Genomic DNA, 22782 nt, shown 5'->3' with positions numbered 1-22782 from the left:
GCCGGCGGCGGACCTCCTGGTGTGACGCGATGGTCGACAGGACCCAGCCTAGTGGCCGGGTCATGCGTGAGGAAGTGGACCTTGGGCCAATCGCCGCGGGGCGGTGAACCAGCGGCGGACCGTCCCTCAGCGGCCGGCCGGATCGACGGCGGGCGAGGCCTTCGCGGCAGGCCCCGGTGCGGCCCGGATCCGGGCCGAGAAGTCCGCAGCCGCATCGGCCTGCTTCGCCCGCTCGTTGATGTGGGCCTGCTCGTGCAGGACGGGGAAGGGCACGCTCGTGTCGAGCTTGCCCAGCCCGTACAGGTATTCCGGGACATGGCCGCTGGCGAGGATCTTCCACGAGTAGGGCACGTGGCCCGGGTTGGCCAGCGAATGGACCCAGATGTTGTTGGTGCAGTTGGCCAGCAGCGTGTTGTAGAACTCGGGCCGTTCACTCAGCGAATTGATCTTGGTGAGGTAGGCCAGGAACAGGCGGCGCGCGTCGGCGTTGCTGCCCTGCAGGCGGTACAGGTATGCCTCCTCCGGGGGATCGCGCCGGTAGTTGGTGCGCAGGCGGATGACGTCGCGTTCGTCGGCCACGACGTATTGCAGTTCGTACTGGCGGAAGAACCCGTCGACGGACGAATAGCTCTGGCCGCGCTTCTTGCGTGCCTCGATGGAGATGGCGAGGTGCCCCTGGTCGCGGAAGCCGAAACTGAGGAAGACGTGCGCGATGGCGGGCCCCATCCAGTACACCGCCACCAGGTCCACCCCGTCGAGCCGCCGCAGGTCGTAGGTCCGGTCGTCCCAGGATGGCGTGAAGTCCGTCTCGGTGCGGTAGGCGAAGTTCCTGACGTTGTGCACGGTGACCTGGTCGCCGTCGATGCGGGCCGACGCGATGCGCGCGCCCTCGGGCTGCCAGTCCGCTTCGTTGGTCGGCTGCAGGCCGGACCAGGCCCCGAGCAGCAGCGCGAACAGGGCCGCGAACAGGCCGACGCCTCGCCAGCGCCAGCGGGGCCGCGCGAGGGCGATGAGCGCGGCCAGCCCGGCGATACCGAACGCCACCGCCAGTGCCTGGCGAAGCAGGGGGCTCGCGGGGTCGTAGTACAGCAGCGCCAGCGCGCCCCACGCCGTGCACCCGACGACGAGCAGCCCCGCGCACAGCAGTCCCACGAATCGGATGGCCCGGGTCATGGTGGCGGGGGTGCAGTGGTTGTTGCGGTCATGGCTCGCCCGGGTCCCAGCCTAGGCGGCCGCCGGGCGCTGTCGATTGGACGTTGGCCGCATCGCGGCCCCGCGCCAGCATGGGGCCAAGGTCCAATGGACCTCGCATCGGGGCCGCCCTTATGGTGCCTGCGGCCACCGACGGAGGACAGCCATGCAGACCCGTTCCAGCGTGCTGTCGCTCGCGTTCCCGATCGTCGGCGTGCTGGCGGCCGGATCGGCAGCGGCCCAGGGTGCCGCGTGGGCGGACCCCGGGCCCTGGCGCACGTCGATCAGCCTCTACGGCTACCTTCCTTCGGTCAGCGGCAGCAGCAATTTCCCGCAGCCCGGCGGGGGCAGCGACGTCGGCGTGCGTGCCAAGGAACTCCTGCAGAACGTGCAGTCGATGTTCATGGGTAGCCTGGAGGTGAACCGCGGCCGCTGGGGCGTGTTCACCGACTTCGCCTACTTCGACCTCGGCGACGAGACGTCCGGCACCCGGGACCTGTTCATCGGGGGAAACCGCCTGCCGGCCGACGCCAGCGCCAGCGTCGACTTCAGCGTCAAGGGCTCGCTCTGGACCACGGCCGCCAGCTACCGGTTCCTGTCGTATTCCGACTGGACCCTGGACGTCTTCGGCGGCTTCCGCAGGATCGATGTCGAGCAGCGGGTGAGCTGGCAACTGGGCGGCAACGTCGGGCAGTTCCCGCTGCCGGCCCGGGGCGGCAACCTGTCCTCCGGCACGACCAACTGGGACCCCGTGGTGGGCGTCAAGGGGCGCATCGTGCTGGGGACGGGGCGTACCTGGTTCGTGCCCTACTACTTCGACATCGGGGCCGGGCAGTCGCGGTACACGTGGCAGGCGTCCGCCGGCCTCGGCTACGCGTTCGCCTGGGGGGACCTGGTGGGCAGCTGGCGGCGCGTCGACTACGAGTTCCAGCCCGACCAGCCGATCGGCAGCCTCAGGCTGGATGGCCCCGCCATCGCTGCCGTCTGGCACTGGTGAGGAGACATGGGGCGCCGGCCCGGGACGGGACCGGCCGCCTGCTCCCCGGCGTCGCCGGGGAGCGCTGTGCGACCTACTTGGCCGCCCCGCCTTCGACGACCGGCGTGTTCTTGCCCGAGGCCTTGGCTTCGGCCTTTACGTCGGCACGGTCCCGGCTCTTCCCGCTGGCGGCGGGCTGTTCAAAGGACTTCTGCGTGCCGCTGCGCGAGTCGACCTTGGCACCCTTGGCTTCGGACTTGACCTGGGCGCGGGAGGTGGACTTGCTGGTGGGGGTCCCACCGGCCGACACGCCTTCCTGCTCAGTCGGCGTGATTTCCGCCGCCTTGCCCTCGGCCTTGACGTCGGCGCGCGAGCGCGGCTGCGTCTGTGCGAAACCCACAGCCGCGAAGGCGAGTGTGAAGAGGGCGACGGCCACCTTCGATGATGCGTTCATGTCGTTTCTCCAGGTTGGTTCGTGCGGATGCTGGAGGTCGCCGACCGGCGGGTATCGCAGCATGCCTGGACACTGTGGATCGTGGCGGGGCAATCGCAAATAGGACCTTGGTCCCACGGTGGTTGCCCTTGGTCTGCAGCGCCGGCAGCAGAGCCACGGGGCCGGGGCCGGCCCGGCCTCAGTCGAGAAGCGACGGCCGGTCGGCGTCACTCCCGGCCAGGGGCAGGCCCCGTTCGCGCCGGCGCTCCTGGACGGCCCGCTCGACCTTCGACAGCAGGGCGTTCTCGTCGACAGGCTTGCGCAGGAAGGCGAATGCGCCGGACTGCATGGCCCGTTCCTCGTCGCCGATCTCGTCCAGCGCCGTGAGGAAGATGACAGGGACCGCCAGGGAGGCGGCCTTCAGGCGTGCCTGGACCTGGAACCCCGTGATGGCCGGCATCCGGATGTCGAGCACCACGCAGTCGGGCACATGCCGCGCCATGATGGCGTCGAGGAACTCGTGCCCGCTTCCGAACGCCTCCACGCGCATGCCCGTGGAGCGGAACAGGCGCTTGAGTGCGTTGCGGACAGCCCGCTCGTCATCCACGACGTGGATCAACGCAGCCACATTCGACATGGCCCCAGCATAGGGGAGCCGCGCGCTGTTCCCATAGGACCTTGGTCCCCTGTCCAATCCGGCGCCACCATGGCGGCGGCTATCAGCACAGGCCCAGGCGGTCGGCCAGCTGCACCAGGCGCGCCACCGAGCGCACGCCCAGCTTGTGCATCACACGCCCGCGGTGCACCTTGACCGTCTTCTCGACGATATCCAGCTCGGCGGCAATGCACTTGTTGGCCATGCCCTGGATCACGAGGTCGAACACGGCGTGCTCGCGGGGCGTGAGGGACTCCAGCCGCCGACGGTCGGCCGCGACGGCGTCGCTGGCTTCCCGCGTTGCCCGGTCCTGGGCGACCACCTCGGCGATCGCGTCGAGCAGTTCCTTCTCGGGCGCCGGCTTGGTCAGCACGTTGGCGGCGCCGGCGCGCATGACCTGGACGCTGGTGGACACGTCGGCATGGCCGGTGAGGAAGACGATGGGGCGCGGATTGCCGGAGGCGGCGAGCTTCTTCTGGATCTCCATGCCATTGAGGCCGGGCATCTGGAGGTCGAGAAGCAGGCAGCCCGGCACGCCCGGGTCGTGGCGGGCGAAGAACTCTTCGGCATCGCCGCACGGAACGGTCTTGTGGCCCGCCGAGCCCAGCAGGCGGGTCAGCGACTTCAGGACGGACGGGTCGTCGTCGACGACGAACACCGTGGCCGCTTCAGGGGTGGAGGTGACGTTCATGCGGACTCCGAGAGGAAGGGCTGGAGGCCCGAGTGCAGCGGGGCGTCGCTGGCGAGCGGCAGCGACAGCTTCAGCGTGGCGCCACCGAACTCGTTCGGCTCGGCCCATAGCCGGCCATGGTGGGCGGTGGCGATGTTGCGGCTGATGGCCAGGCCCAGGCCGATGCCCAGGTCCTTGGTCGTGACGAAGGGCTGGAAGATGGCGTCGAGCTGGTCCGGCGCAATGCCCTTGCCGCGGTCGATGATGGAGAGCAGGGCCTGTCCGTCGTGCACCTCGGTGCGGATGGTGACCTGGCGCAGGGCCGGCAGCGTGTCGGCCATCGCGTCGGTCGCGTTCATCACGAGGTTCAGCAGCAACTGCTCCAGCTGCACGTGGTCACCGGCGATCTCGGGAAGGTCGCGCGACAGGGCCTTGATGACGGTGACGTCGCGGGCGATCAGGTCGCTGTGCACCAGCTGGGTGATCGAATCCACCAGCTTGTTGACGTCCACGCGGTCGAAGCGGGCCTCGCCGCGGACGAACAGGGCCCGCAGCCGCTGGATGACCTCGCCGGCCCGCTTGTCGTCGCTCACGATGTCTTCCAGGATCGCCACCACCTCGGCGTGGTCCACCGGATTGCGCTTGAGGAACCGCAGCGCGGCCTGCGCGTTGGCGAGGATGGCCGTCAGCGGCTGGTTCAATTCGTGGGCGAGGGCGCCGGACAGCTGTCCCAGCATGCCGACACGCACCAGGTGGGTCAGCTGTGCGCGCGATTTCTCGGCGTCTAGTTCGGCGTTCTTGCGCGGGCTGATGCTCATGCGGATGCCGCGCAGCCGGACCACGCGGCCATCGATGCCGAGTTCGGCGTTGGCCCGCGTCACCGCCCACCGGGTGTTGCCGTCAGTGCTGGCGATCCGGTGCTCGATGTCGACGGGCGAACCGTCGCGCCAGGCCGCATCGAAGGCAGCCTGCACCTGCGGCCGGTCTTCCTCGTGGATGGCCCGCAGGTAGTCCGTGCTCGTGCAGCGCGCACCGGCCGGAAGGCCAAGTTCTTCTCGCAACAAGCGGTTGGCGTGGAACAGGGAGGTGTCCGCATCGCAGGACCACATGCCCAGCCCGAGCGCCGTGACGGCCTGGTTGAGCGACCGTCCTCGGTCCTGCAGCTCGGCCTCGAGGACGGTGTGGCGATGCCACCGCCACACCAGCGAGGCGAGCGTCAGCGTTTCGACGAGTGCATGCCAGGACGACGCCCTGCGGCTGGTGCCAGGTCCCGACCGCAGCGTGACTGGAGGCCCTGGCCGTCGATTGCCGGCGAGCATGCAGCCCACGAAGCCGGCAACGGCCGCCGTGACGAGCAGGCGTCCCGTCGTCATGCCCATCCTGCCGCCCGGCGTTTGGGAGGCCGGCGCGGCCCTTCGGCGCCACGGGGGCGCGGCGTGCGGCATGTGGTGATGGCCCGAGGGTTCATGTTCGTTGCATCGCGGCCCACGTTGGTCGACAGTGGAGCCTATCGCCGAGGTTTTGGACTCGCCATAGAACCTTGGGGCAGTGCTGAGGCACCAGTGCGTCTCGTTCGTGACCACCGAGGAACCTGCCCGGCCGTTCGTCGGATGGCAGCCTCCGATGTGTCGTCTCGTGAGCGTGAAACGGGCTGTCTTCGCAATGCCCGATGCCACATGCGACGGACACGCCATGTGCCAACTGGGTCAGCAGGAAACCGGCCTCCGCCCGGATGGGTCCGGTGCAGCGACCCGCATCGCGCGACCCGCGGGGCCGTCGATGGAGGCCGGTATGCGTAACGTTTGCGAACGCGGACCCCCTAGCGCACCGGCATGGGCACCGCTATACCCGAACGGGCAAGGCAGAGAACTCCAGAGGAATGTTGTCATGCGCTCGTACTACATCCTGTTATCCGACGATGACGTCGAGGCCGAGGTCGAGATGGAGCGGGTGCTTCGTGTGCACGGCTACGTGCCTCAGCCCCGTGCAATGACGGAAGGCCTTCTGTCCCCGGTGGCCAGGTTCCAGACCGATCTCACGGCCTGGCGCAGGGATGACTCGCAGCCGCATCACGTTGCGGATCCCAACGGCAGCGAGGAGCGCGCGCGCATCCATGCGCGCCTGGCGGTCCTGACGGATCGGGAGGAGCAGGTCCTCTCGCGCGTCGTGGTCGGCCGGTTGAACAAGCAGATCGCATCGGAGATGGGCATCGCCGAGCGGACCGTGAAGGTTCATCGCGGCCGTGTGATGGCCAAGATGGGCGCCGAGTCGCTCGCGGAACTGGTGCGCCTTTGCGAACGCGTCGGCCGGTGAGGCTTGCGCTGCGCCGGTCCGCCGGACGCACCGCCTTGGACCAAGGTCCCTGCAGACGAGCAGGCGCGGGATTGGCGACAATCGCCTTCCGCTACAGCCGTTGACGGACCGGATTCGTGCGTATCCACCATGCCCTGCTTGCCATCCTGTTGTTGCCATTGGCGGCGTCGGCCGGCTACGACCCGGAAGGCCTGCAGCTGAGGATCAGCCCCTACACCCTGCACTTTTCGGACAGCCCCGAGCACAAGGATGCGATGGGCGTGAGCTTGGCGCGCGTGCGGTCCGACGGCTGGATGTTCGGCGGGGCGGCCTTCCGCAATTCGTTCGGGCAGCCCTGCGTGTATGCCTTCGGGGGCCGCGAGTACCAGAACCCTTTCGGCTGGGCCGACACGTACTGGTCGTGGACGGCGGGTATCGTCTACGGCTACAAGCCGCCCTACGACAACAAGGTGCCGCTGAACAAGAACGGCTTCTCGCCGGTGATCGTGCCGTCGCTGGGGTACAGGCTGCGGCCCGACCTCGCGGTCGAGGTCGGCATGCTGGGAACGTCCGGACTCACCTTCAGCGTCGTGATGAACCTGCGCTGAGCCAGGAGGGCCCGTCGAGGGCCGTTGCGATCAGTGCAGCAGGGTCAGCGCGAGGATGCTCCAGCAGGCGGCGCTCAACAGGCCGGCGGCCCAGAACGTACGGCTTCCCAGCAGGCCCGGTGTATCGAAGTCCATGTGCGGTCTCCCTTCGTTTCTTGTTGGGGACAGTGTCGGCACAGCAGGACGGGCTCGTCTGTAAGACGACCTTGCAAACCGCTCAAGTTGTAACGGCGCTGGCATGGATGCCACGCGCACCCTGTCATCAATCGCGGGGGTGCAGTGCGGCGCACCGGCGCAGGGTGCGATCGCGGCGGAAGAGATCGCGGCCCGCAGCCTTCGTCCAGCTCCCGATGGCAGTGAGCAGGAGACCGGTGGCAAGGCCGGCGAGGGGCTGGCCCGACGTGAGCGAGGTGAATGTCGTGGCGACACCGGCCAGCGATAGCCAGACGCCCACGACGCACAGGCGGCGGGGATCGGTTCGGAGCCAGTGGGTGAACGCGAGCACGCGACGATGCTAGCTGATGAGTCGGCGGCGGCCTACTTGTCTGTCAGCAAAAGCAGACACGAGCGGGGCGTCTGGTGAGCGGGGTGCTGGTGGGGCCCCCGACGAACCGGCCTTGAGGTTCGACGAGGCCCGACTACCATGCGTGCATGCCGAACGACGAGCACACTGCCTACGCGGCCTGGAAACAGGCGGACGAGGAGGCGCGCGTCGTCGAAGCCCAGCTCGCCCGGGCGCAGGATGCGCACCGGCTGGCCGACGGGCCGCCGCCCGCCGACGCCCTCGTGCAGACCGCTTCGCGCCTGCGGGCCGAGGCGAACAGCAAGCTCACGCTGGCGCTGGTGATGCTGCGCGCCGCGGCCAACGACGCGCACGCAACGCCGATTCCGTAGGCTTCCTAGCGGCGCTCGTACTGGGTCTTGCCGAACAGGATCTCGCGCGACCTCTCGTCGGTGATCGGCTTGCGCAGGTCGGCCAGCACCTTGACGCCCTGCTGCACGGCCGGGCGTTCCTCGATCGCGTGGAACCAGGCCTGCAGGTGCGGGTAGTCGGACAGCTCGATGCCCTGGTTCTTCCAGTTGCGCAGCCACGGCCAGGTGGCGATGTCGGCGATGGAGTACTCCTTGCCGCCCAGCCACGGGCTGGCCGCCAGGCGCCGGTCGATGACGCCATACAGGCGCCTGGCCTCGTTGGTGTAGCGGTCGATGGCGTAGGGCAGCTTCTCGGGCGCGTACTGCCGGAAGTGGTGGTTCTGGCCCAGCATGGGGCCGACGCCGCCCATCTGGAACATCAGCCACTGCAGCACCTCGTAGCGCTCGCGCACGCCTTCGGGCAGGAAGCGACCGGTCTTGCCGGCCAGGTACAGCAGGATCGCGCCGGACTCGAACAGCGAGATGGGACGCCCGTCCGGGCCGTCCGGGTCGGTCAGCGCGGGAATCTTGTTGTTCGGGCTGATGGCCAGGAAGTCCGGCTGGAACTGGTCACCGGTGCCGATGTTCACCGGATGTGCGCGGTAGGGCAATGCGCACTCCTCCAGCAGGATGTGCACCTTGTGGCCGTTGGGTGTCGGCCAGCTGAAAACATCGATCATTCGTGGGACTCCATGGCTGAGTTTGACTCGATAATGCGGCACGACTGTAGCCCCAACGGCCATCCCATGTTCGACCGGCTCAAGAAGGTACTCGGCAAGGATTCCAAGGCGGTCAAGCCTTCGGCCACGGTGCCCGCGGCCTCGGCGGCTGCGCTGGACCCGGTGTCCGAATGGGCCGCCACCCAGGGCTTCCACTTCAGCAGCCAGCCCGCCGGCGCCGCGTTCGCCGTGCAGGGACGGGTCGGGGGCAAGCCCTGGCGCATGGAGGTGGGGCGGCCCAGCCGCAAGTACATCCGGGGCGACGAACTGCGCGGCCGCGCCGAACTCGGCCTCGATCCCCAGGTGCTGGTCGTCCTGATGAACCGGCCGCTCAAGGACGCCCTGGAGAAGCAGGCCTACGCTCTCTACACCGACACGCTGCAGACCAGCATCGATCCGAACCTGCCCGAGGAGATGCGGCTGCTGGCCATGTACGAGGAAACCGGCTGGGACAGCATCCCGCGGCCGTTCTGGTCCCGGTATTCGGTGGTCTCGGACGACCGGGCGAACGCGCTTGCCTGGCTCGATCCGCTGCTGGCGCAGCAACTGATGGAGTGGCCGGCGCCCGCGCCGGCGGCCGATGTCCCGTTCATGCTGCTGCTGTTGCGGGGCAAGGTCTACCTGCGCATGCAGGCCAGCGCGGGCCACATGCCGGCGCTGCAGCACGCGGCCGCCATCTTCACCACGGCCTGCGAGAACGCGCTGGGCGCGTTCGGCACCGGCAGCGCCTGATCCCCCGGCGGGCCGTGGCCCGCCCGAGGGCACGTCTTCAGCTGCCGCGCGTGACCGCGGCCTCGGCGTCGCGGCCGTAGCTGCCGTACTTGCCCAGTTCCCACTTGGCGATGGCGTTGCGGTGCACTTCGTCCGGGCCGTCGGCGAACCGCAGCGTGCGGGCGTTGGCGTAGGCGCTGGCGAGCGGGAAGTCGTCGCTGACGCCGCCGCCGCCGTGCGCCTGCATGGCCCAGTCGATGACCTGGCAGGCCATGTTGGGTGCCACCACCTTGATCATGGCGATCTCGGACTTGGCCACCTTGTTGCCGGCCACGTCCATCAGCCATGCGGCCTTGAGCGTGAGCAGGCGCGCCATGTCGATCTTGCAGCGGGCCTCGGCGATGCGTTCCTGCGTGACGGTCTGCTGCGCGACGGACTTGCCGAATGCGACGCGCGACAGCGAGCGGCGGCACATGAACTCCAGGGCGCGCTCGGCCAGGCCGATCAGGCGCATGCAGTGGTGGATGCGTCCGGGGCCCAGGCGCCCCTGGGCGATCTCGAAGCCACGGCCTTCGCCCAGCAACATGTTGCCGACCGGCACGCGCACGTTCTCGAAGTACATCTCGACGTGGCCGTGCGGAGCATCGTCGTAGCCGAACACGTTCAGCGGCCGCACGATGCGGATGCCGGGCGTGTCGCCGGGCACGATGACCATGCTCTGCTGCGAGTGGCGCGGCGCCTCGGGGTCGGTCTTGCCCATGGTGATGAAGACCTTGCAGCGCGGGTCGGCGGCACCCGAGATCCACCACTTGTGGCCGTTGATCACGTACTCGTCGCCCTGGCGCTCGATGCGGGTCGAGATGTTGGTGGCGTCGGACGACGCGACCTCCGGCTCCGTCATCGCGAAAGCGGAGCGGATCTCGCCTTCGAGCAGCGGCTTGAGCCAGCGCGCCTTGATGTCCGCCGAGCCGTAGCGGGCGATGGTCTCCATGTTGCCGGTGTCCGGCGCCGAGCAGTTGAACACCTCGGGCGCCCAGGGCACGCGCCCCATGATCTCGGCCAGCGGCGCGTACTCCTGGTTGGTCAGGCCGGCGCCGTCGTAGCCCGAGGCGGCGGCGCTGTCGACCGGCAGGAACAGGTTCCACAACCCGGCCGGGCGCGCCTTCTTCTTCAACTCCTCGATGACGGGTAGCGGCGTCCAGCGCTTGCCGGCGGCCGTGTTGGCCTCGAGCTGCTGCTTGTAGGTCTTCTCGTTCGGGTAGATGTGGTCATCCATGAACTTCAGCAGCCTGGCCTGCAGTTCACGGGTCTTGGGGGAGTACTCGAAGTCCATGGATGCCTTTCGGTGACGGCGTGGAAAGTCGGTGGTCAGGCGCGCTGCGCGAATTGCCAGGCCAGCTCGGCCATGGGGCGGGCGCTGGCGCCCGAGGCGGCGGCCTGCGCGCTGGACGCGGTGCCGGCCTCCACCCGCTTGGCGATGCCCTGCAGGATGGCGGCGATGCGGAACATGTTGTAGGCCATGTAGAAGTTCCAGTCGGCCTTGAGGTCGGCGACGGTGGCCAGGCCGGTGCGGTCGCAGTAGCGGCGCATGTAGTCGTCTTCGTCCGGGATGCCCAGCGCGGCCAGGTCGAGTCCGCCGATGCCGCGGAACGAGCCGTGCGGGATGTGCCACGACATGCAGTGGTAGCTGAAGTCGGCCAGCGGATGCCCCAGCGTCGAGAGCTCCCAGTCGAGCACGGCGACCACGCGCGGCTCGGTGGGGTGGAACATCAGGTTGTCGAGGCGGAAGTCGCCGTGGACGATGGACACCTTGCCGGCATCGCGGGCGGCGGCCGGGATGTTCGCCGGCAGCCAGTCGACCAGCTGTTCCATCGCCGGGATCGGCTGGCTCATGGGGCCGGTGCCGTCGGCCGAAGCCTTGTACTGCTTGCTCCAGCGGCCGATCTGGCGCTCGAAGTAGTTGCCCGGCTTGCCGTAGCCGGCCAGTCCGCGCGCCGCGAAGTCCACCGTGTGCAGGGCGGAGATGACGCGGTTCATCTCGTCGTAGATGGCCTCGCGCTCCGACGGGGCCATGCCCGGCAGCGCCTGGTCCCAGAGCACGCGGCCCTGCATGAACTCCATGATGTAGAACGCCCGGCCGATGACCGACTCGTCCTCGCACAGGCAGAACATGCGCGGCACCGGCACGCCGGTGCCGGCCAGGCCCGTCATGACCGCGAATTCGCGCTCGATGGCATGGGCCGAGGGCAGCAGCTTGGCGACCGGGCCGGGCTTGGCTCGCATCACGTAGCTGCGCGAGGGCGTGTCGAGCTTGTAGGTCGGGTTGGACTGGCCGCCCTTGAACAGGGAGGCCGACAGCGGGCCCTGGAAGCCCGGCAGGTTCTTTTCCAGCCAGGCGGTGAGGGCGTCGGTGTCGAAGGCGTGCTGGTCACCGACGGCGCGGGTGCCCACGAAATGGTCGAAATCTGCCATGGGTCTCAGGAGTTGTCGGTGTCGACGATGCGCATCAGCGCCTCGCGGTTGCGCACCACCAGCCCGCCGGGCTCGATGCGGATGACGTCCTCGCGCTCCATCGCCTTGAGCTCCTGGTTCACGCGCTGGCGCGAGGCGCCCAGCAGCTGCGCCAGCTCCTCCTGTGCGAGGTGCAGGCCGATGCGCATCTCGCTGCCGTCGGCCAGCTGCGGCACGCCGTAGCTGCGCACCAGGTGCACCAGCTGCTTGGCCAGGCGCGCCCGCAGGGGCAGGGTGTTGAGGTCCTCGACCAGGCCGAACAGCTGGCGGATGCGCCGCGCGTGCAGCCGCAGCAGCGCTTCGTATAGCTCCACATGCGACGCCAGCACCTTGCGGAAGTCGGCCTTGGCGACGCACAGGATGGAGGTGTCGCCATGTGCATAGGCGTCGTGCGTGCGCCGGTCGCCGTCGAAGATCGCGACGTCGCCGAACCAGATGCCCGGCTCGACGTAGGTGAGGGTGATCTGCTTGCCCGAGACCGAGGTGGAGCTCACCCGCACGGCGCCGCGCGCGCAGGCGATCCATTCCTCCGGCGGGTCGCCGCGGGCGGCGATCAGTTCGCCGTCCTTGTAGCGTTTGACGTAGGCGCATCGGAGGATGTCATGGCGCAGCGAAGGCGACAGGGAGGAAAACCAGCGACCGCCATTGATGGCCTCGCGTTCCTCGATCGTAAGAATGGGCTCGTCCATGGTCTGTCCTGTCAGCGACTGCGCGCGTCGGAATTGTCGCGCGCGGGACGAGCGTCCCTGTTCAGGGTTGTCACCCGCGCGCCACCCGCCCCGTGGCGCGGGGCGGGGGATCAGCCGTACTTCGGCTTGTCCTTGGCCAGGAAGGCCGCGATGCCGATGCCGGCGTTGGGATGGTGCAGGTTGCGCACGAAGTGGTCGCGCTCGCTGCCCAGCTGCTGGTGGAAGGTGGCACCGGCCGCCTCGTCGAGCAGTTCCTTGATGCTGGCCAGCGCGTTGGGGGCGCGCGCGTTCAGCCGTTCGGCCAGCGCCAGCGCTTCAGCCAGCGCGCTGCCTTCGGCCACCACCCGGTTGACCACGCCCAAGGCATGGAGCCGGTCGGCGCCGATGCGCTCGCCACCCATCAGCAGTTCGGCCGCGATCTGGCGGGGCAGGGTGCGGGCGAGCGACCAGGTGGCGCCGCCGTCGGGCGACAGGGCCACGCTGCTGTAGGCCATGACGAACACGGCGTTGGAGGCGGCGACGATGAAGTCGCAGGCCAGCGCGAGCGAGAACCCGGCGCCGGCCGCCGGCCCCTCGACGGCCGCGATCACCGGCTTGGGAAAGCTGCGGATGGTCTCGATCCAGTCGTGCAGGCCCTCGATGCTCTGGGCCTGGACTTCCGGCGGCTCCTGGCGGTTGGCCTGCAGCCGCTGCAGGTTGCCGCCGGCACAGAACAGGCCACCTTCGCCGGTGATGACGACGCTGCGCACCTCGGGGTTCTTGTCGGCAGCGTTGAGCGCCTCGACGCCGGCGGCGTACATCTCCGGCCCGAGCGCGTTGCGCAGCTCGGGGTTGCTGATGGTCAGCACCATGGTGGCGCCGTGGCTGGTGCTCTTGAGTTCGGCCGCCATGGTTCAGCTCTCTTCCTGCAGCAGCGACAGGCCGATGGCGCCGCGCCGGCGCAGCCACGGGCTGGGGCGGTAGCGCGGGTCGCCGTAGACGGTCTGCATGTTGAACAGCACTTCGAGCACGTTGGCCGGGCCCCAGCGGTTGCCCATGGCCAGCGGCCCGAGCGGGTAGCCCAGCCCGAGCGTGACGGCAGTCTCCAGGTCCTGCGGGCTGCAGATGCGCTGCTGGCAGATGTCGGACGCGATGTTGACGATGGTGCCGACCACGCGCTGGGTGACGAAACCGGCCGAGTCGCGGATGACGCTCACCGGCTTGCCGTCGCGCGCGAACAGGGCGTGCGCCGCATCGCGCATGTCGGGCCGTGTGGCCGGGTTGGTGGCCAGCACGCGGCGCCTGGTGGCCGTGTCCTCGACCAGCAGGTCGATGCCGACGGTGCGGGCGGGATCGAGCCGCTCGACCACCGCCACGGTGGTCACGTCGAAGCCGAGCGGCGCCACCAGCGTGAGGGCCTGGGCCGAGGGAGATTGCCCGGTCTCGATGCGTGCACCGAGGTCCTTCAGAAGCTGGTACAGCTCGGCGCGCCGGGCCGCCCGGGTCGACACCCAGACCGGCGGCAACTCGTCGACCGTGGGCACGGCGGGTTCCGGCGCCACCTGCGCCTTGCCGTCGATGTAGCGGTAGAAGCCCTCGCCCGACTTTCGGCCGACGACGCCAGCGGACAACCGCTGCGCCGTGATGACGCTGGGCCGGTAGCGCGGCTCGTCGAAGTACTGGCGGTAGATCGACTCCATCACCGGATGCGAGACATCCAGCGCCGTGAGGTCCATCAACTCGAACGGGCCCAGCTTGAAGCCGACCTGGTCCTTCAGGATGCGGTCGATGGTGGCGAAGTCGGCCACGCCTTCGCCGACGATCCGCAGCGCTTCGGTGCCGTAGCCACGGCCGGCGTGGTTGACGATGAAGCCGGGCGTGTCCTGGGCCTGCACCGGCGTGTGGCCCATCTGCCGGGCATGCGCGGCCAGTGCCTCGCACACGGCCGGGTCGGTCTTCAGCCCGGCGATGACCTCGACCACCTTCATCAGGGGAACCGGGTTGAAGAAGTGGTAGCCGGCGAACCGCTGCGGGCGCTTCAGGCCGGCGGCGATGGCGGTGACCGACAGCGACGAGGTGTTGGTGGCCAGCACGGCGTCGGGCCCGACGATGCCCTCGATCCGCCCGAACAGGTCCTTCTTGACGTCGAGGCGCTCGACCACGGCCTCCACGACCAGGTCGCAGGCGGCCAGTTGCTCCAGGGTCTCGGCCGGGCGCAGGCGCTCCTTGCAGGCCTGGACGGCCGCCGCGTCCAGCCGGCCCTTCTCGGCCAGGCGGTCCCACTGGGCGCCGATGTCCTGCACGGCACGCCGGACGGCCTCGGGCTGGGTGTCGTAGAGCACCACGGTGCTGCCCGCCTGGGCGGCGATCTGCGCGATGCCGCGCCCCATGGCACCGGCGCCGACCACCCCGACAGTGCTGTAGAGAGTTTGCATGGCGACGATTATCTGGCAGGCCTTTCGCGCCCCTCAAGGCGGTCGCATCGGGGACCGGGCGGCAGGGGCCCTGTGCAAGAATGGCGCCCAACTCATGAAGACCTTTGCGTTGCCCCGACGACTTGCCGTCGGCGTCCTCGCCTGCGCGGCCGCTTCGGGCAGCGCAGCGTTGACGCTCGGGCGCGTGCAGGGCGTCGCGCTCATCGGCCGCCCGCTCGAAGTCACCGTGCCGGTCGTGTTCGAGGCCAGCGGCGAGGCCGTTCCCGAGTGCGCCGACGCCGAAGTCTTCTACGGCGACACCCGGCTGCCCGCCGGGCGGATTTCCACCCAGATCGAACCGGGCGGCGCCGGCGCCACGGTGCGCGTGCGCGCCAGCGCGACGATCAACGAGCCGGTGGTCACCGTCTACCTGAACGTCGGCTGCCGGAACCGGTCGACCCGGCGGCTGGTCTTGCTGGCCGAGCAGCCCGATCCCCGCAGCGAGGCCGTGCCGAGGCTGGCCCGCCCGGTGCCCTCCGCGGACGAGCCCGTCGTGGAGGTTGGCCGCACCGCCGCTGCGCCTGCTCCGCGGCCGTCACGGGCGGCGCGTGCGGCGGCGATCCCGGCGCCAGCCGACCCGGCGGCACCGGCAGCTCCTCAGACTGGTTCGCAGGAAGCTGCGCGCAGCGCCCCCCCTGTCGTCCGCCAGGAAGCACGCCCGCCGCGCACCGTGCAGCCGCGCCCGTCCGCGGCGGCGGGGCGGGCGGCAGCGCCCACAGCCCGGTTGCGGCTCGAGCCGCTGGACCTTTCCTTGCCGCCCGGCGATCCGGTCCTGCGCATGAGTAGCGGTCTGTCGCTGGGCCCCGCGACGACCGACGAGCAGCGTGCCGCCGCCGCGGCCTTGTGGCGGTCACTGAATGCACGGCCCGAGGACCTGCTGCGCGAGGCGCAACGGCTGGAGTCGCTGGAGAAGGACCTGCTCAGCCTGCGCGCATCGATCCAGCGCAACGAACGGGCGCTGGCCGATGTCCGCGGACAGCTGCAGAAGGCCGAGACCGAGCGTTACGCCAATCCGCTGGTGTACGGCCTGGCGCTGCTGGCGCTCGCGGCTGCCCTGGTGGCCACCTGGGCCTGGCGCCGCCGCGGCAGCGTGGCCGACGCGCCCGGAGCCGCGCAGTGGTGGCGTGCCGGCGACGATTCGATCGACAGCCGGCCGGCCCGGGCGATCCGCTCGGCCCCGGCTGCCACGCGGGTCTCGGTCCCGACCCCGTCCCGTCCGGACTCGGTCGACCTCGACCGGGATGCCGGCCGGCCCAGGCCGGCGGCGCCGGCTCCGCTGCTGCGGCCCACCTCGGACTTTTCGCCGTCGCTGCGCGGCGAGGACTTCCGCGCCAGCAATTCGGCGGGCTTGCGGGCGTTGCGGGCCGAGGAACTGCACGACGTGCAGCAGGAGGCGGACTTCTTCATCTCCCTGGGCGAGTTCGATCGCGCGATTGAGGTGCTGCGCAGCCACATCAGCATGAACCCGGAGACCAGCGCGGTCGCCTGGCTCGACCTGATGGACATCTACCACAAGCTCGACCGGCGGCACGACTACGAGTGGGTGCGCCGGCAGTTCGCGCACGGCTACAACGCCGAGGTGCCGGAGTTCGACAACTACACCGAGGCCAGCGCCGGCCTGGAGGCGTACGAGAACGCGATGACGCGCATCGTGGCCCTGTGGCCGTCGCGCCGCGTGCTCGACGTCATCGAGGAGTCGATCTTCCGCGGGCCCAGCGTGGACGGCACGAACGCGTTCACCTTGCAGGCCTACCGCGACCTGCTGCTGCTCCACCACGTCGGCACCGAGCTGGTGTCGCAGGAGGAGGACGGCCGCACCTCGTCGTTCTTCGGTGACATGGGCCAGCCGCAGGGATCCGAGCCGTCCGGCTTCTCGGCCACCTCGATCAGCCCGCTGTCGGCCATGGCATCGGCAGCCGACGCCCACCAGGGCGCCGATTCGGACATCGAACTGGACATCAACCTCGACGAGCCCGCAGCGGGGGAGGAGGCGCTGATCGGCGCCGCCCACCCCGGCGACGGCGACAGCCACCTGCTCGACTTCGACCTGCCCGAGATCGACCTGTCGTCCATGAAGGCGAAGAAGACCCGCGAATGAGGCGCGGGTGTCAGGCCGGTGCCGTCCTCGTCGCCCGGCCGGCGGCCACGCTGGCGGCCACGGCCAGCAGCATGGAGCCCAGGCCCACCCAGTTCAGGCTGCCGTAGCCGTTCAGGGCGATGAGCCAGCCGCCCGTGGCGGCGCCCACCGCCTGGCCCGCATACATGGCCGACGAGTTGAGGGCGATCGACCCGGACGCCAGGCCGGGAGCGAGACCCACCAGGCGGGCCTGTTGCGCCGAGTTGGACGAGAAGCACCCCAGCGCCCACGGCACGCAGACCAGCGCAGCCAGCCAGAGCGTGGTCCCCAGGGGCCAGGCGGCCAGGCTGGCCGCCATGCAGCAGATCGCGACCAGCACGCACCGGTCGGCGCCGAGCCGGTCGATGAAGCGCGCCATCAGCAGGTTGCCCACGACGCCGAACAGGCCGAACCACATGAACAACAGGGCAAGCTGGGCTGGCGTGGCGGCCAGCACATTTCGGAAGTAGGGCGCGAAGTACGAGAACAGGATGAACTGGCCGCCGGCGTAGAGCGTGGTGACGGCGATGCACAGCATCAGCGGCGGCGAGCGCAAGACCTGGCCCCACGCCGCGCGCGACAGTGCCTGCGGGCGCACGCCGTCCGGCATGGCGCGCCAGACCCAGGCCGCGCTGGCCACCGACAGCAGCGCGACGAGCAGGAAGGCGGCGCGCCAGCCGAAGCTGCCGCCGATCCAGGCGCCGATCGGCATGCCGAGCACCGATGCGAGCGACCAGCCGAGGAAGACGAAGGTGATGGCCCGACCCCGCTGCGCTGGGGGCACCAGCAGGCCGACGCAGGCCGCCGCCTGGGGCGTGAAGACGGCCGGGGCCAGGACGGCCAGGGCGCGCAGGGGCAGCAGCGACGCGAAGCCGGGCGCGGCGGCGCAGGCCAGGTGCAGCAGGGCGTACCAGAGCATCGACAGGGCGAGCAGCCGTCGCCGGTCCCAGCCGGCCACCACCGTTGCGCACAGCGGCGCGCACACGCACATCACGATGCCGCCGACGGTGATCAGCTGGCCAGCGGCGGCCGCCGTGATCCGGAAGGAATCGGCGATGTCGTTGAGGGTGGCGGGCACCACCATCACGCCGGCGCCGATGACGAAGTTGCCGCACAGCAGCGCCCACAGGACGGCCGGCATGCCGCGCCGTGCCGGCGTCGTGGCCCGGGGCGCGGCGGGGGCGTTCAGCGCCGGACCTGCAAGGCCGCGGGGTTGACGATGTTGGTCGGATGGCCCTCGATGAAGTTGACCACGTTCTCGAAGGCGGCGCCGAAGTACATCTCGTAGCTTTGCTGCTCCACGTAGCCGATGTGCGGGGTGCAGATGCAGTTTTCCAGCCGCAGCAGCGCGTGGCCCTGCAGGATGGGTTCGCTCTCGAACACGTCGACGGCCGCCATGCCGGGCCGGCCCCGGTTGAGGGCGGCGAGGAGCGCATCGGACTCGACCAGTTCGGCGCGCGAGGTGTTGACGAACAGCGAAGTGGGCTTCATGCGGCCGAAGTCCTCGAGCTTCACGATGCCCGCGGTTTCGGCGTTCAGGCGAAGGTGCAGGCTGAGCACGTCGCTCTGGGCGAACAGCTGCTCACGGCTTTCGGCGGCCTGGTGGCCATCGGTCTGGGCGCGCGAGCGCGAGCCCTCGCGGCCCCACACCATCACCTTCATGCCGAAGGCGCGCCCGTAGCCGGCCACCAGCTGGCCGATCTTGCCGTAGCCCCAGATGCCCAGCGTCTTGTCCTTCAGCACCGTGCCCAGGCCGAAGTTCACCGGCATCGAAGCCGACTTCATGCCCGACTGCTGCCAGCCGCCGTGCTTGAGGGTCTGGATGTACTGGGGAAGCCGCCGCATGGAGGCCATGATGAGCGCCCAGGTCAGCTCGGCCGGCGCCACCGGCGAACCGGTGCCCTCGGTCACGACCACGCCGCGTTCGGTGCAGGCCTCGATGTCGATGTGGGCGCCTGCCTTGCCAGTCTGCGAGATGAGCTTCAGGCGGGGGAGCTTTTCGAGCAGTTGGCGGGAGATGTGCGTGCGCTCGCGGATCAGCACGATGACGTCGGCATCGCGCAGCCGCACCGACAACTGGCCGATGCCCTTGACGGTGTTGGTGTAGACCTTGGCGGGATAGGCCTCGAGCTTGGTCGCGCACTGCAGCTTGCGCACGGCATCCTGGTAATCGTCGAGGATCACGATGTTCATGCCGCGATTGTGCCGCGAGCCGCGCGGGCAACGGCGGCATGCTCGGCAGAGTTGGCCGGGTGCCGCTAGCATCGCGCCTTTCCATCCGCACACCCAGGAGACTTTTGATGGCGATTTCGATGGCTTCGGCCAGCCTGCCGATCTTCCGCACCACCCTGAAGAACCTCAGCCACATCCTCGACAAGGGCCTGGCGCACGCGCAGGCGCGCAAGTTCGATCCCCAGGTGCTGACCGTCGCGCGCCTGGCGCCGGACATGCTGCCCCTGACCCGGCAGGTCCTGATCGCCTGCGACGGCCCCAAGCTGGGCATCGCGCGGTTGTCGGGCGTGGAGGCGCCGAAGTTCGAGGACACCGAAACGACCATCGAGGAACTGAAGGCCCGCATCGCCAAGACCCTGGCGTGGCTGGACACCGTGCCGGTCGAGAAGATCGACGGCACCGAGGACAAGGACATCACCTTCCCGGTAGGACGCGAGGCGACGCGCACCATGAAGGGCGAGGCGTACCTGAAGCACTGGGTGCTGCCCAACTTCTTCTTCCACGTGACCACCGCCTACGCCATCCTTCGGCACAACGGGGTGGAGCTGGGCAAGGCGGACTACCTGGCCGGCGCCCAGTAAACCTCGGGCGACGCCTCGGGCATTGCCTGCCCGGGCAACGCGCCCAGCGGGCGATGCCCACCGGTCACACCCGGATCAGGCCGCCGCCGCCTCCAGGGCGGCCAGGCGCTCCAGTTCGGCGCAGACGTCGGCCATGCGGCCGGAGATGACCATGCGGCCGGCCGTGCTGGGTGCATGCCCGGCATCGACCACGCGCAGTACGCGCAGGCGCCGCGCCGCCGCCACCGGGTGGGTGGCCGGCCAGGCCACGTGGCCACGGCCTTCGGCCATGTGCAAGCCGGTGGCGGGGCGCCCCGCCACCGGGGTGCCGTCTTGACGGCCCGTCAGGGCGCGCAGTGCGGCGCGCACCAGGCGCCGCAGGGAGCCGAACGCGCCGGCCAGGCTGATCATCGTGAGACCCATGTCACTTCTCCTCGAACCGCAGGTTGGAAACACAGGCGAGATTGCGACGATGGGCCGGGCCGCGCAGGGTGATGGCGCCTGTCGCGCCATACGCCCGCCACCTGCTGCCGCCCGGCAGGGATTCACATGAGCATGGTGTTGCGGATCAGGCCGACGGCCAGCCCTTCGATCTCGAACGGCTCGCCGGGCTCGACCACGATGGTGGGGTAGTCGGGGTTCTCGGCGTGCAGCTCGATGAGGTGCTTGTTGCGGCGGAACCGCTTGACGGTGACCTCGTCGCCGAGGCGGGCCACGACGATCTGCCCGTTCTTGGCGTCCTTGGTGGCCTGCACCGCGAGCAGGTCGCCGTCCATGATGCCGGCGTCGCGCATCGACATGCCGCGCACCTTGAGCAGGTAGTCGGGGCGGCGCTGGAACAGGCTGCTCTCGACGTAGTAGGTCTGGTCGACATGCTCCTGCGCCAGGATGGGCGAACCCGCCGCCACCCGCCCCACCAGGGGCAGCGCGAGCTGTGCCAGGCTGGGCAGCGGCAACGCGAACTGCTTGAAGCGCGACTCGTGGATGGAGCGCAGCGTCTCGCCGCGCAGGCGGATGCCGCGCGAGGTGCCGCTGACCAGCTCGATGACACCCTTGCGAGCCAGGGCCTGCAGGTGCTCTTCGGCGGCGTTGGCCGACTTGAAGCCGAGCTCGCTGGCGATCTCGGCCCGGGTGGGGGGTGCGCCGGTGCGGGCGATGGCCGCCTGGATCAGGTCCAGAATCTGCTGCTGGCGGGCGGTGAGCTTGGGCGTCTCGGTCATGCGGAAGGCTCCTAGGGGCAGATCACGCAGGATACTGGCTGCCCATCCAGTGGCTGTATTTTTAACCAGTTTCGTGAAAGAGTGCAAGTGACGGCCGATCGGATCGTTCTTCTGGGCACGGGTGGCACCATCGCCGGGGTCGCCCCGTCGGCAGCCGACCACGTCGGCTACCAAGCCGCCCAGCTGGGCGTCGACAGGCTGCTCGAAGGCCTTCCGGGGCTGGCCGGGCTGCAGGTGGTTGCCGAGCAGGTGGCCCAGATCGACAGCAAGGACATGGAGCCGGCGGTCTGGCGCGACCTCGCCGGGCGCTGCGCCCACTGGCTGGCGCAGCCCGACGTGCAGGGCATCGTGGTCACCCACGGCACCGACACGCTGGAGGAAACGGCGTACTTCCTGCATCGCGTGCTGCCGGCTGCCAAACCGGTGGTGTTGACCTGCGCGATGCGGCCGGCCACGGCCCTCGCACCGGACGGGCCACAGAACATCGTCGATGCCATCGCCGTGGTCCGCACGCCCGGTGCGCGCGGCGTCACCGTGGCCTGCGCCGGCACGCTCCACGGTGCGGAGCATGTGCGGAAGGTGCATCCGTACCGGCTCGACGCCTTCTCGTCCGGCGATGCCGGAGCGTTGGGCTTCATCGAGGAGGGGCGGCTGCGTCTCGTGGGTGAGTGGCCCGAATCCGCCGTCGATCCGGGATGGGCGGGCCGACTCGGGCAGGTGTCGGCTTGGCCGCGCGTGGAGCTGGTGTCCAGCCACGCGGGTGTCACCGGCCGCATCGTCGACCTGCTGGTGGACGATGGCGTGCAGGGGCTCGTTGCCATCGGCACCGGCAACGGCACGCTGCACCACCGGCTCGAGGAGGCGCTGCTCGCAGCCCTGGCCAAGGGTGTCCGGGTCGTGCGCAGCACGCGCTGCGCCGAGGGTGCGATCGTGGGGGAGGGCGCGACCCTGCTGCCGGCCAGCCGGCAATCGCCCGTGAAGGCGCGGATCGACCTGCTACTGGAGCTGCTGGCGGGCTGAGGGTGTTGCGGGGCCGTCCGGAATGGCCGCGAGCCCGCCGTCGCGCAGGATCGGCGAGCGCGCCGGCTCGATCAGCTCGACAGGGCCTGGAGCGCCCGGGCGGTGATGTCTTCCACGGTGCCGACGCCGCTGATGGCGCGGTACTTGGGTGCGTTGAGGGGATCGGCGGCGGACCACTTGGCGTAGTAGTCGACCAGCGGCCGCGTCTGCGAGGCATAGACCTGCAGCCGCTTCATGACCGTTTCTTCCTTGTCGTCGTCACGCTGGACCAGCGGCTCGCCGGTGACGTCGTCGACACCCGCCACCTTCGGCGGGTTGAACTTCACGTGATAGGTGCGGCCCGAGGCCGCGTGCGAACGGCGGCCGCTCATGCGCTCGACGATGGCCTCGAACGGCACGTCGATCTCGAGCACGTAGTCGAGCCGCACGCCGGCGTCCTTCATGGCGTCGGCCTGCGGAATGGTGCGGGGAAAGCCGTCGAACAGGAAGCCGCGCGCGCAGTCAGGCTGCGCGAGCCGCTCCTGCACGAGGCCGATGATGATGTCGTCGCCGACGAGGGCGCCCGAATCCATGACTTTCTTGGCGGCCACGCCCAGGGGCGTCCCTGCCTTGACGGCGGCACGCAGCATGTCGCCGGTGGAGATCTGCGGGATGCCGTACTTCTGGCAGATGAACGTGGCCTGTGTGCCCTTGCCTGCGCCAGGCGCGCCCAGCAGGATCAATCTCATGGATGTCTATCCTCGGATGGTTGGAATCTCGGGGCGCTGCGGGCCAAGGGCTTCCCCGCGCCGGCCGTCGCGCGTCTGCGCTTGAG

General features: G+C 69.8%; 25 protein-coding genes. 8 read left to right on the top strand and 17 right to left on the bottom strand.

Annotation, left to right across the window (positions count from 1 at the left end):
* Positions 1-126: 126 nt before the first annotated feature.
* A complete protein-coding gene (locus GON04_RS15520; protein WP_157398968.1) occupies positions 127-1173 on the bottom strand; it encodes an Lnb N-terminal periplasmic domain-containing protein in 1047 nt (348 codons plus the stop codon).
* Between the two features lie 184 nt (positions 1174-1357).
* On the opposite strand from GON04_RS15520, the gene GON04_RS15515 reads away from it, so the two are divergent.
* A complete protein-coding gene (locus GON04_RS15515; RefSeq protein ID WP_157398967.1) occupies positions 1358-2188 on the top strand; it encodes a hypothetical protein in 831 nt (276 codons plus the stop codon).
* Positions 2189-2261: 73 nt separating this feature from the next.
* On the opposite strand, the gene GON04_RS15510 is transcribed toward GON04_RS15515, so the two are convergent.
* The 4 genes from GON04_RS15510 to GON04_RS15495 form a co-directional block, all read right to left on the bottom strand.
* A complete protein-coding gene (locus GON04_RS15510) occupies positions 2262-2684 on the bottom strand; it encodes a hypothetical protein (RefSeq protein WP_157398966.1) in 423 nt (140 codons plus the stop codon).
* Positions 2685-2799: 115 nt separating this feature from the next.
* Positions 2800-3237, bottom strand: a complete 438-nt coding sequence (locus GON04_RS15505) for a response regulator transcription factor (protein WP_157398965.1) — start codon at positions 3235-3237, stop codon at positions 2800-2802.
* Positions 3238-3319: 82 nt separating this feature from the next.
* A complete protein-coding gene (locus GON04_RS15500; protein WP_157398964.1) occupies positions 3320-3946 on the bottom strand; it encodes a response regulator transcription factor in 627 nt (208 codons plus the stop codon).
* Positions 3943-5298, bottom strand: a complete 1356-nt coding sequence (locus GON04_RS15495) for a sensor histidine kinase (protein ID WP_181653603.1) — start codon at positions 5296-5298, stop codon at positions 3943-3945. The genes GON04_RS15500 and GON04_RS15495 overlap by 4 nt, the downstream gene beginning before the upstream one ends.
* Before the next feature lie 514 nt (positions 5299-5812).
* Here GON04_RS15495 and GON04_RS15490 point away from each other — a divergent pair.
* Together GON04_RS15490 and GON04_RS15485 are read left to right on the top strand one after the other, a co-directional pair.
* The gene (locus GON04_RS15490; RefSeq protein WP_232533136.1) at positions 5813-6238 is read left to right on the top strand and encodes a response regulator transcription factor; all 426 of its coding nucleotides are present in this window, start codon (positions 5813-5815) and stop codon (positions 6236-6238) included.
* A gap of 116 nt (positions 6239-6354) precedes the next feature.
* Complete coding sequence (locus GON04_RS15485; protein ID WP_157398962.1) at positions 6355-6825, top strand: hypothetical protein; 471 nt, start codon at positions 6355-6357, stop codon at positions 6823-6825.
* 262 nt (positions 6826-7087) lie between these two features.
* Here the strand turns inward: GON04_RS15485 and GON04_RS15480 are convergent, their stop codons facing one another.
* A complete protein-coding gene (locus tag GON04_RS15480) occupies positions 7088-7330 on the bottom strand; it encodes a hypothetical protein (protein WP_157398961.1) in 243 nt (80 codons plus the stop codon).
* 146 nt (positions 7331-7476) lie between these two features.
* Between GON04_RS15480 and GON04_RS15475 the strand changes: the two genes are divergently transcribed.
* Complete coding sequence (locus tag GON04_RS15475; protein ID WP_157398960.1) at positions 7477-7719, top strand: hypothetical protein; 243 nt, start codon at positions 7477-7479, stop codon at positions 7717-7719.
* A 5-nt stretch (positions 7720-7724) separates the two neighbouring features.
* On the opposite strand, the gene GON04_RS15470 is transcribed toward GON04_RS15475, so the two are convergent.
* Positions 7725-8417: a glutathione S-transferase N-terminal domain-containing protein gene (locus tag GON04_RS15470; RefSeq protein WP_157398959.1), complete on the bottom strand. Its 693-nt coding sequence runs from the start codon at positions 8415-8417 to the stop codon at positions 7725-7727.
* A 66-nt stretch (positions 8418-8483) separates the two neighbouring features.
* On the opposite strand from GON04_RS15470, the gene GON04_RS15465 reads away from it, so the two are divergent.
* On the top strand, positions 8484-9188 hold the full coding sequence (locus GON04_RS15465; protein ID WP_232533135.1) for a hypothetical protein: 705 nt from the start codon (positions 8484-8486) through the stop codon (positions 9186-9188).
* Positions 9189-9225: 37 nt separating this feature from the next.
* Here the strand turns inward: GON04_RS15465 and GON04_RS15460 are convergent, their stop codons facing one another.
* From GON04_RS15460 to GON04_RS15440, 5 genes are all read right to left on the bottom strand, one after another.
* Complete coding sequence (locus GON04_RS15460) at positions 9226-10500, bottom strand: acyl-CoA dehydrogenase family protein (protein ID WP_157398958.1); 1275 nt, start codon at positions 10498-10500, stop codon at positions 9226-9228.
* 35 nt (positions 10501-10535) lie between these two features.
* Positions 10536-11639, bottom strand: coding sequence for a phosphotransferase (locus tag GON04_RS15455; protein WP_157398957.1), 1104 nt, complete (start codon positions 11637-11639; stop codon positions 10536-10538).
* A 5-nt stretch (positions 11640-11644) separates the two neighbouring features.
* Positions 11645-12367, bottom strand: coding sequence for a Crp/Fnr family transcriptional regulator (locus GON04_RS15450; RefSeq protein WP_157398956.1), 723 nt, complete (start codon positions 12365-12367; stop codon positions 11645-11647).
* A gap of 110 nt (positions 12368-12477) precedes the next feature.
* Positions 12478-13257: an oxepin-CoA hydrolase, alternative type gene (locus GON04_RS15445; RefSeq protein ID WP_157398955.1), complete on the bottom strand. Its 780-nt coding sequence runs from the start codon at positions 13255-13257 to the stop codon at positions 12478-12480.
* 3 nt (positions 13258-13260) lie between these two features.
* On the bottom strand, positions 13261-14781 hold the full coding sequence (locus GON04_RS15440; RefSeq protein ID WP_157398954.1) for a 3-hydroxyacyl-CoA dehydrogenase: 1521 nt from the start codon (positions 14779-14781) through the stop codon (positions 13261-13263).
* Positions 14782-14890: 109 nt separating this feature from the next.
* Here GON04_RS15440 and GON04_RS15435 point away from each other — a divergent pair, with 109 nt between their 5' ends.
* Complete coding sequence (locus GON04_RS15435; protein WP_157398953.1) at positions 14891-16918, top strand: type IV pilus assembly protein FimV; 2028 nt, start codon at positions 14891-14893, stop codon at positions 16916-16918.
* Between the two features lie 10 nt (positions 16919-16928).
* Here GON04_RS15435 and GON04_RS15430 read toward each other — a convergent pair whose 3' ends face one another.
* Positions 16929-18077: an MFS transporter gene (locus GON04_RS15430; RefSeq protein ID WP_157398952.1), complete on the bottom strand. Its 1149-nt coding sequence runs from the start codon at positions 18075-18077 to the stop codon at positions 16929-16931.
* 44 nt (positions 18078-18121) lie between these two features.
* Positions 18122-19129, bottom strand: a complete 1008-nt coding sequence (locus GON04_RS15425; RefSeq protein ID WP_157398951.1) for a D-2-hydroxyacid dehydrogenase family protein — start codon at positions 19127-19129, stop codon at positions 18122-18124.
* A gap of 107 nt (positions 19130-19236) precedes the next feature.
* Between GON04_RS15425 and GON04_RS15420 the strand changes: the two genes are divergently transcribed.
* On the top strand, positions 19237-19749 hold the full coding sequence (locus GON04_RS15420) for a DUF1993 domain-containing protein (protein WP_157398950.1): 513 nt from the start codon (positions 19237-19239) through the stop codon (positions 19747-19749).
* A gap of 75 nt (positions 19750-19824) precedes the next feature.
* Here GON04_RS15420 and GON04_RS15415 read toward each other — a convergent pair whose 3' ends face one another.
* Together GON04_RS15415 and lexA are read right to left on the bottom strand one after the other, a co-directional pair.
* Entirely contained in the window at positions 19825-20151 is a 327-nt protein-coding gene (locus GON04_RS15415; protein WP_157398949.1) for a hypothetical protein, read from the bottom strand.
* Between the two features lie 122 nt (positions 20152-20273).
* Positions 20274-20948: a transcriptional repressor LexA gene (lexA, locus tag GON04_RS15410; protein WP_157398948.1), complete on the bottom strand. Its 675-nt coding sequence runs from the start codon at positions 20946-20948 to the stop codon at positions 20274-20276.
* An 87-nt stretch (positions 20949-21035) separates the two neighbouring features.
* Between lexA and GON04_RS15405 the strand changes: the two genes are divergently transcribed.
* Positions 21036-21968 carry an asparaginase gene (locus GON04_RS15405; RefSeq protein ID WP_370530010.1) on the top strand — a complete coding sequence of 311 codons (933 nt, stop codon included), beginning with the start codon at positions 21036-21038 and terminating at the stop codon, positions 21966-21968.
* A 71-nt stretch (positions 21969-22039) separates the two neighbouring features.
* Here the strand turns inward: GON04_RS15405 and adk are convergent, their stop codons facing one another.
* Positions 22040-22696 (bottom strand): adenylate kinase, encoded by a 657-nt coding sequence (adk, locus tag GON04_RS15400; protein WP_157398947.1) that lies wholly within the window; start codon positions 22694-22696, stop codon positions 22040-22042.
* Positions 22697-22782: the final 86 nt, after the last annotated feature.

The organism is Ramlibacter pinisoli, assembly GCF_009758015.1.
Classification (GTDB): Bacteria; Pseudomonadota; Gammaproteobacteria; order Burkholderiales; family Burkholderiaceae_C; genus Ramlibacter; species Ramlibacter pinisoli.
This window is presented reverse-complemented; position numbering and strand designations above follow the sequence as displayed.

Bases quoted from the DNA above. Each gene is read 5' to 3' on its own strand.
- GON04_RS15445 (WP_157398955.1), bottom strand. From the start codon at position 13,257: ATGGCGGCCGAACTCAAGAGCACCAGCCACGGCGCCACCATGGTGCTG.
- GON04_RS15455 (WP_157398957.1), bottom strand. From the start codon at position 11,639: ATGGCAGATTTCGACCATTTCGTGGGCACCCGCGCCGTCGGTGACCAG.
- GON04_RS15515 (WP_157398967.1), top strand. From the start codon at position 1,358: ATGCAGACCCGTTCCAGCGTGCTGTCGCTCGCGTTCCCGATCGTCGGC.
- GON04_RS15490 (WP_232533136.1), top strand. From the start codon at position 5,813: ATGCGCTCGTACTACATCCTGTTATCCGACGATGACGTCGAGGCCGAG.
- GON04_RS15460 (WP_157398958.1), bottom strand. From the start codon at position 10,500: ATGGACTTCGAGTACTCCCCCAAGACCCGTGAACTGCAGGCCAGGCTG.
- GON04_RS15430 (WP_157398952.1), bottom strand. From the start codon at position 18,077: ATGCCGGCCGTCCTGTGGGCGCTGCTGTGCGGCAACTTCGTCATCGGC.
- GON04_RS15440 (WP_157398954.1), bottom strand. From the start codon at position 14,781: ATGCAAACTCTCTACAGCACTGTCGGGGTGGTCGGCGCCGGTGCCATG.
- GON04_RS15495 (WP_181653603.1), bottom strand. From the start codon at position 5,298: ATGACGACGGGACGCCTGCTCGTCACGGCGGCCGTTGCCGGCTTCGTG.
- GON04_RS15505 (WP_157398965.1), bottom strand. From the start codon at position 3,237: ATGTCGAATGTGGCTGCGTTGATCCACGTCGTGGATGACGAGCGGGCT.
- GON04_RS15415 (WP_157398949.1), bottom strand. From the start codon at position 20,151: ATGGGTCTCACGATGATCAGCCTGGCCGGCGCGTTCGGCTCCCTGCGG.
- GON04_RS15465 (WP_232533135.1), top strand. From the start codon at position 8,484: ATGTTCGACCGGCTCAAGAAGGTACTCGGCAAGGATTCCAAGGCGGTC.
- GON04_RS15510 (WP_157398966.1), bottom strand. From the start codon at position 2,684: ATGCTGCGATACCCGCCGGTCGGCGACCTCCAGCATCCGCACGAACCA.
- lexA (WP_157398948.1), bottom strand. From the start codon at position 20,948: ATGACCGAGACGCCCAAGCTCACCGCCCGCCAGCAGCAGATTCTGGAC.
- GON04_RS15450 (WP_157398956.1), bottom strand. From the start codon at position 12,367: ATGGACGAGCCCATTCTTACGATCGAGGAACGCGAGGCCATCAATGGC.
- GON04_RS15470 (WP_157398959.1), bottom strand. From the start codon at position 8,417: ATGATCGATGTTTTCAGCTGGCCGACACCCAACGGCCACAAGGTGCAC.
- GON04_RS15520 (WP_157398968.1), bottom strand. From the start codon at position 1,173: ATGACCCGGGCCATCCGATTCGTGGGACTGCTGTGCGCGGGGCTGCTC.
- GON04_RS15500 (WP_157398964.1), bottom strand. From the start codon at position 3,946: ATGAACGTCACCTCCACCCCTGAAGCGGCCACGGTGTTCGTCGTCGAC.
- GON04_RS15425 (WP_157398951.1), bottom strand. From the start codon at position 19,129: ATGAACATCGTGATCCTCGACGATTACCAGGATGCCGTGCGCAAGCTG.
- adk (WP_157398947.1), bottom strand. From the start codon at position 22,696: ATGAGATTGATCCTGCTGGGCGCGCCTGGCGCAGGCAAGGGCACACAG.
- GON04_RS15420 (WP_157398950.1), top strand. From the start codon at position 19,237: ATGGCGATTTCGATGGCTTCGGCCAGCCTGCCGATCTTCCGCACCACC.
- GON04_RS15475 (WP_157398960.1), top strand. From the start codon at position 7,477: ATGCCGAACGACGAGCACACTGCCTACGCGGCCTGGAAACAGGCGGAC.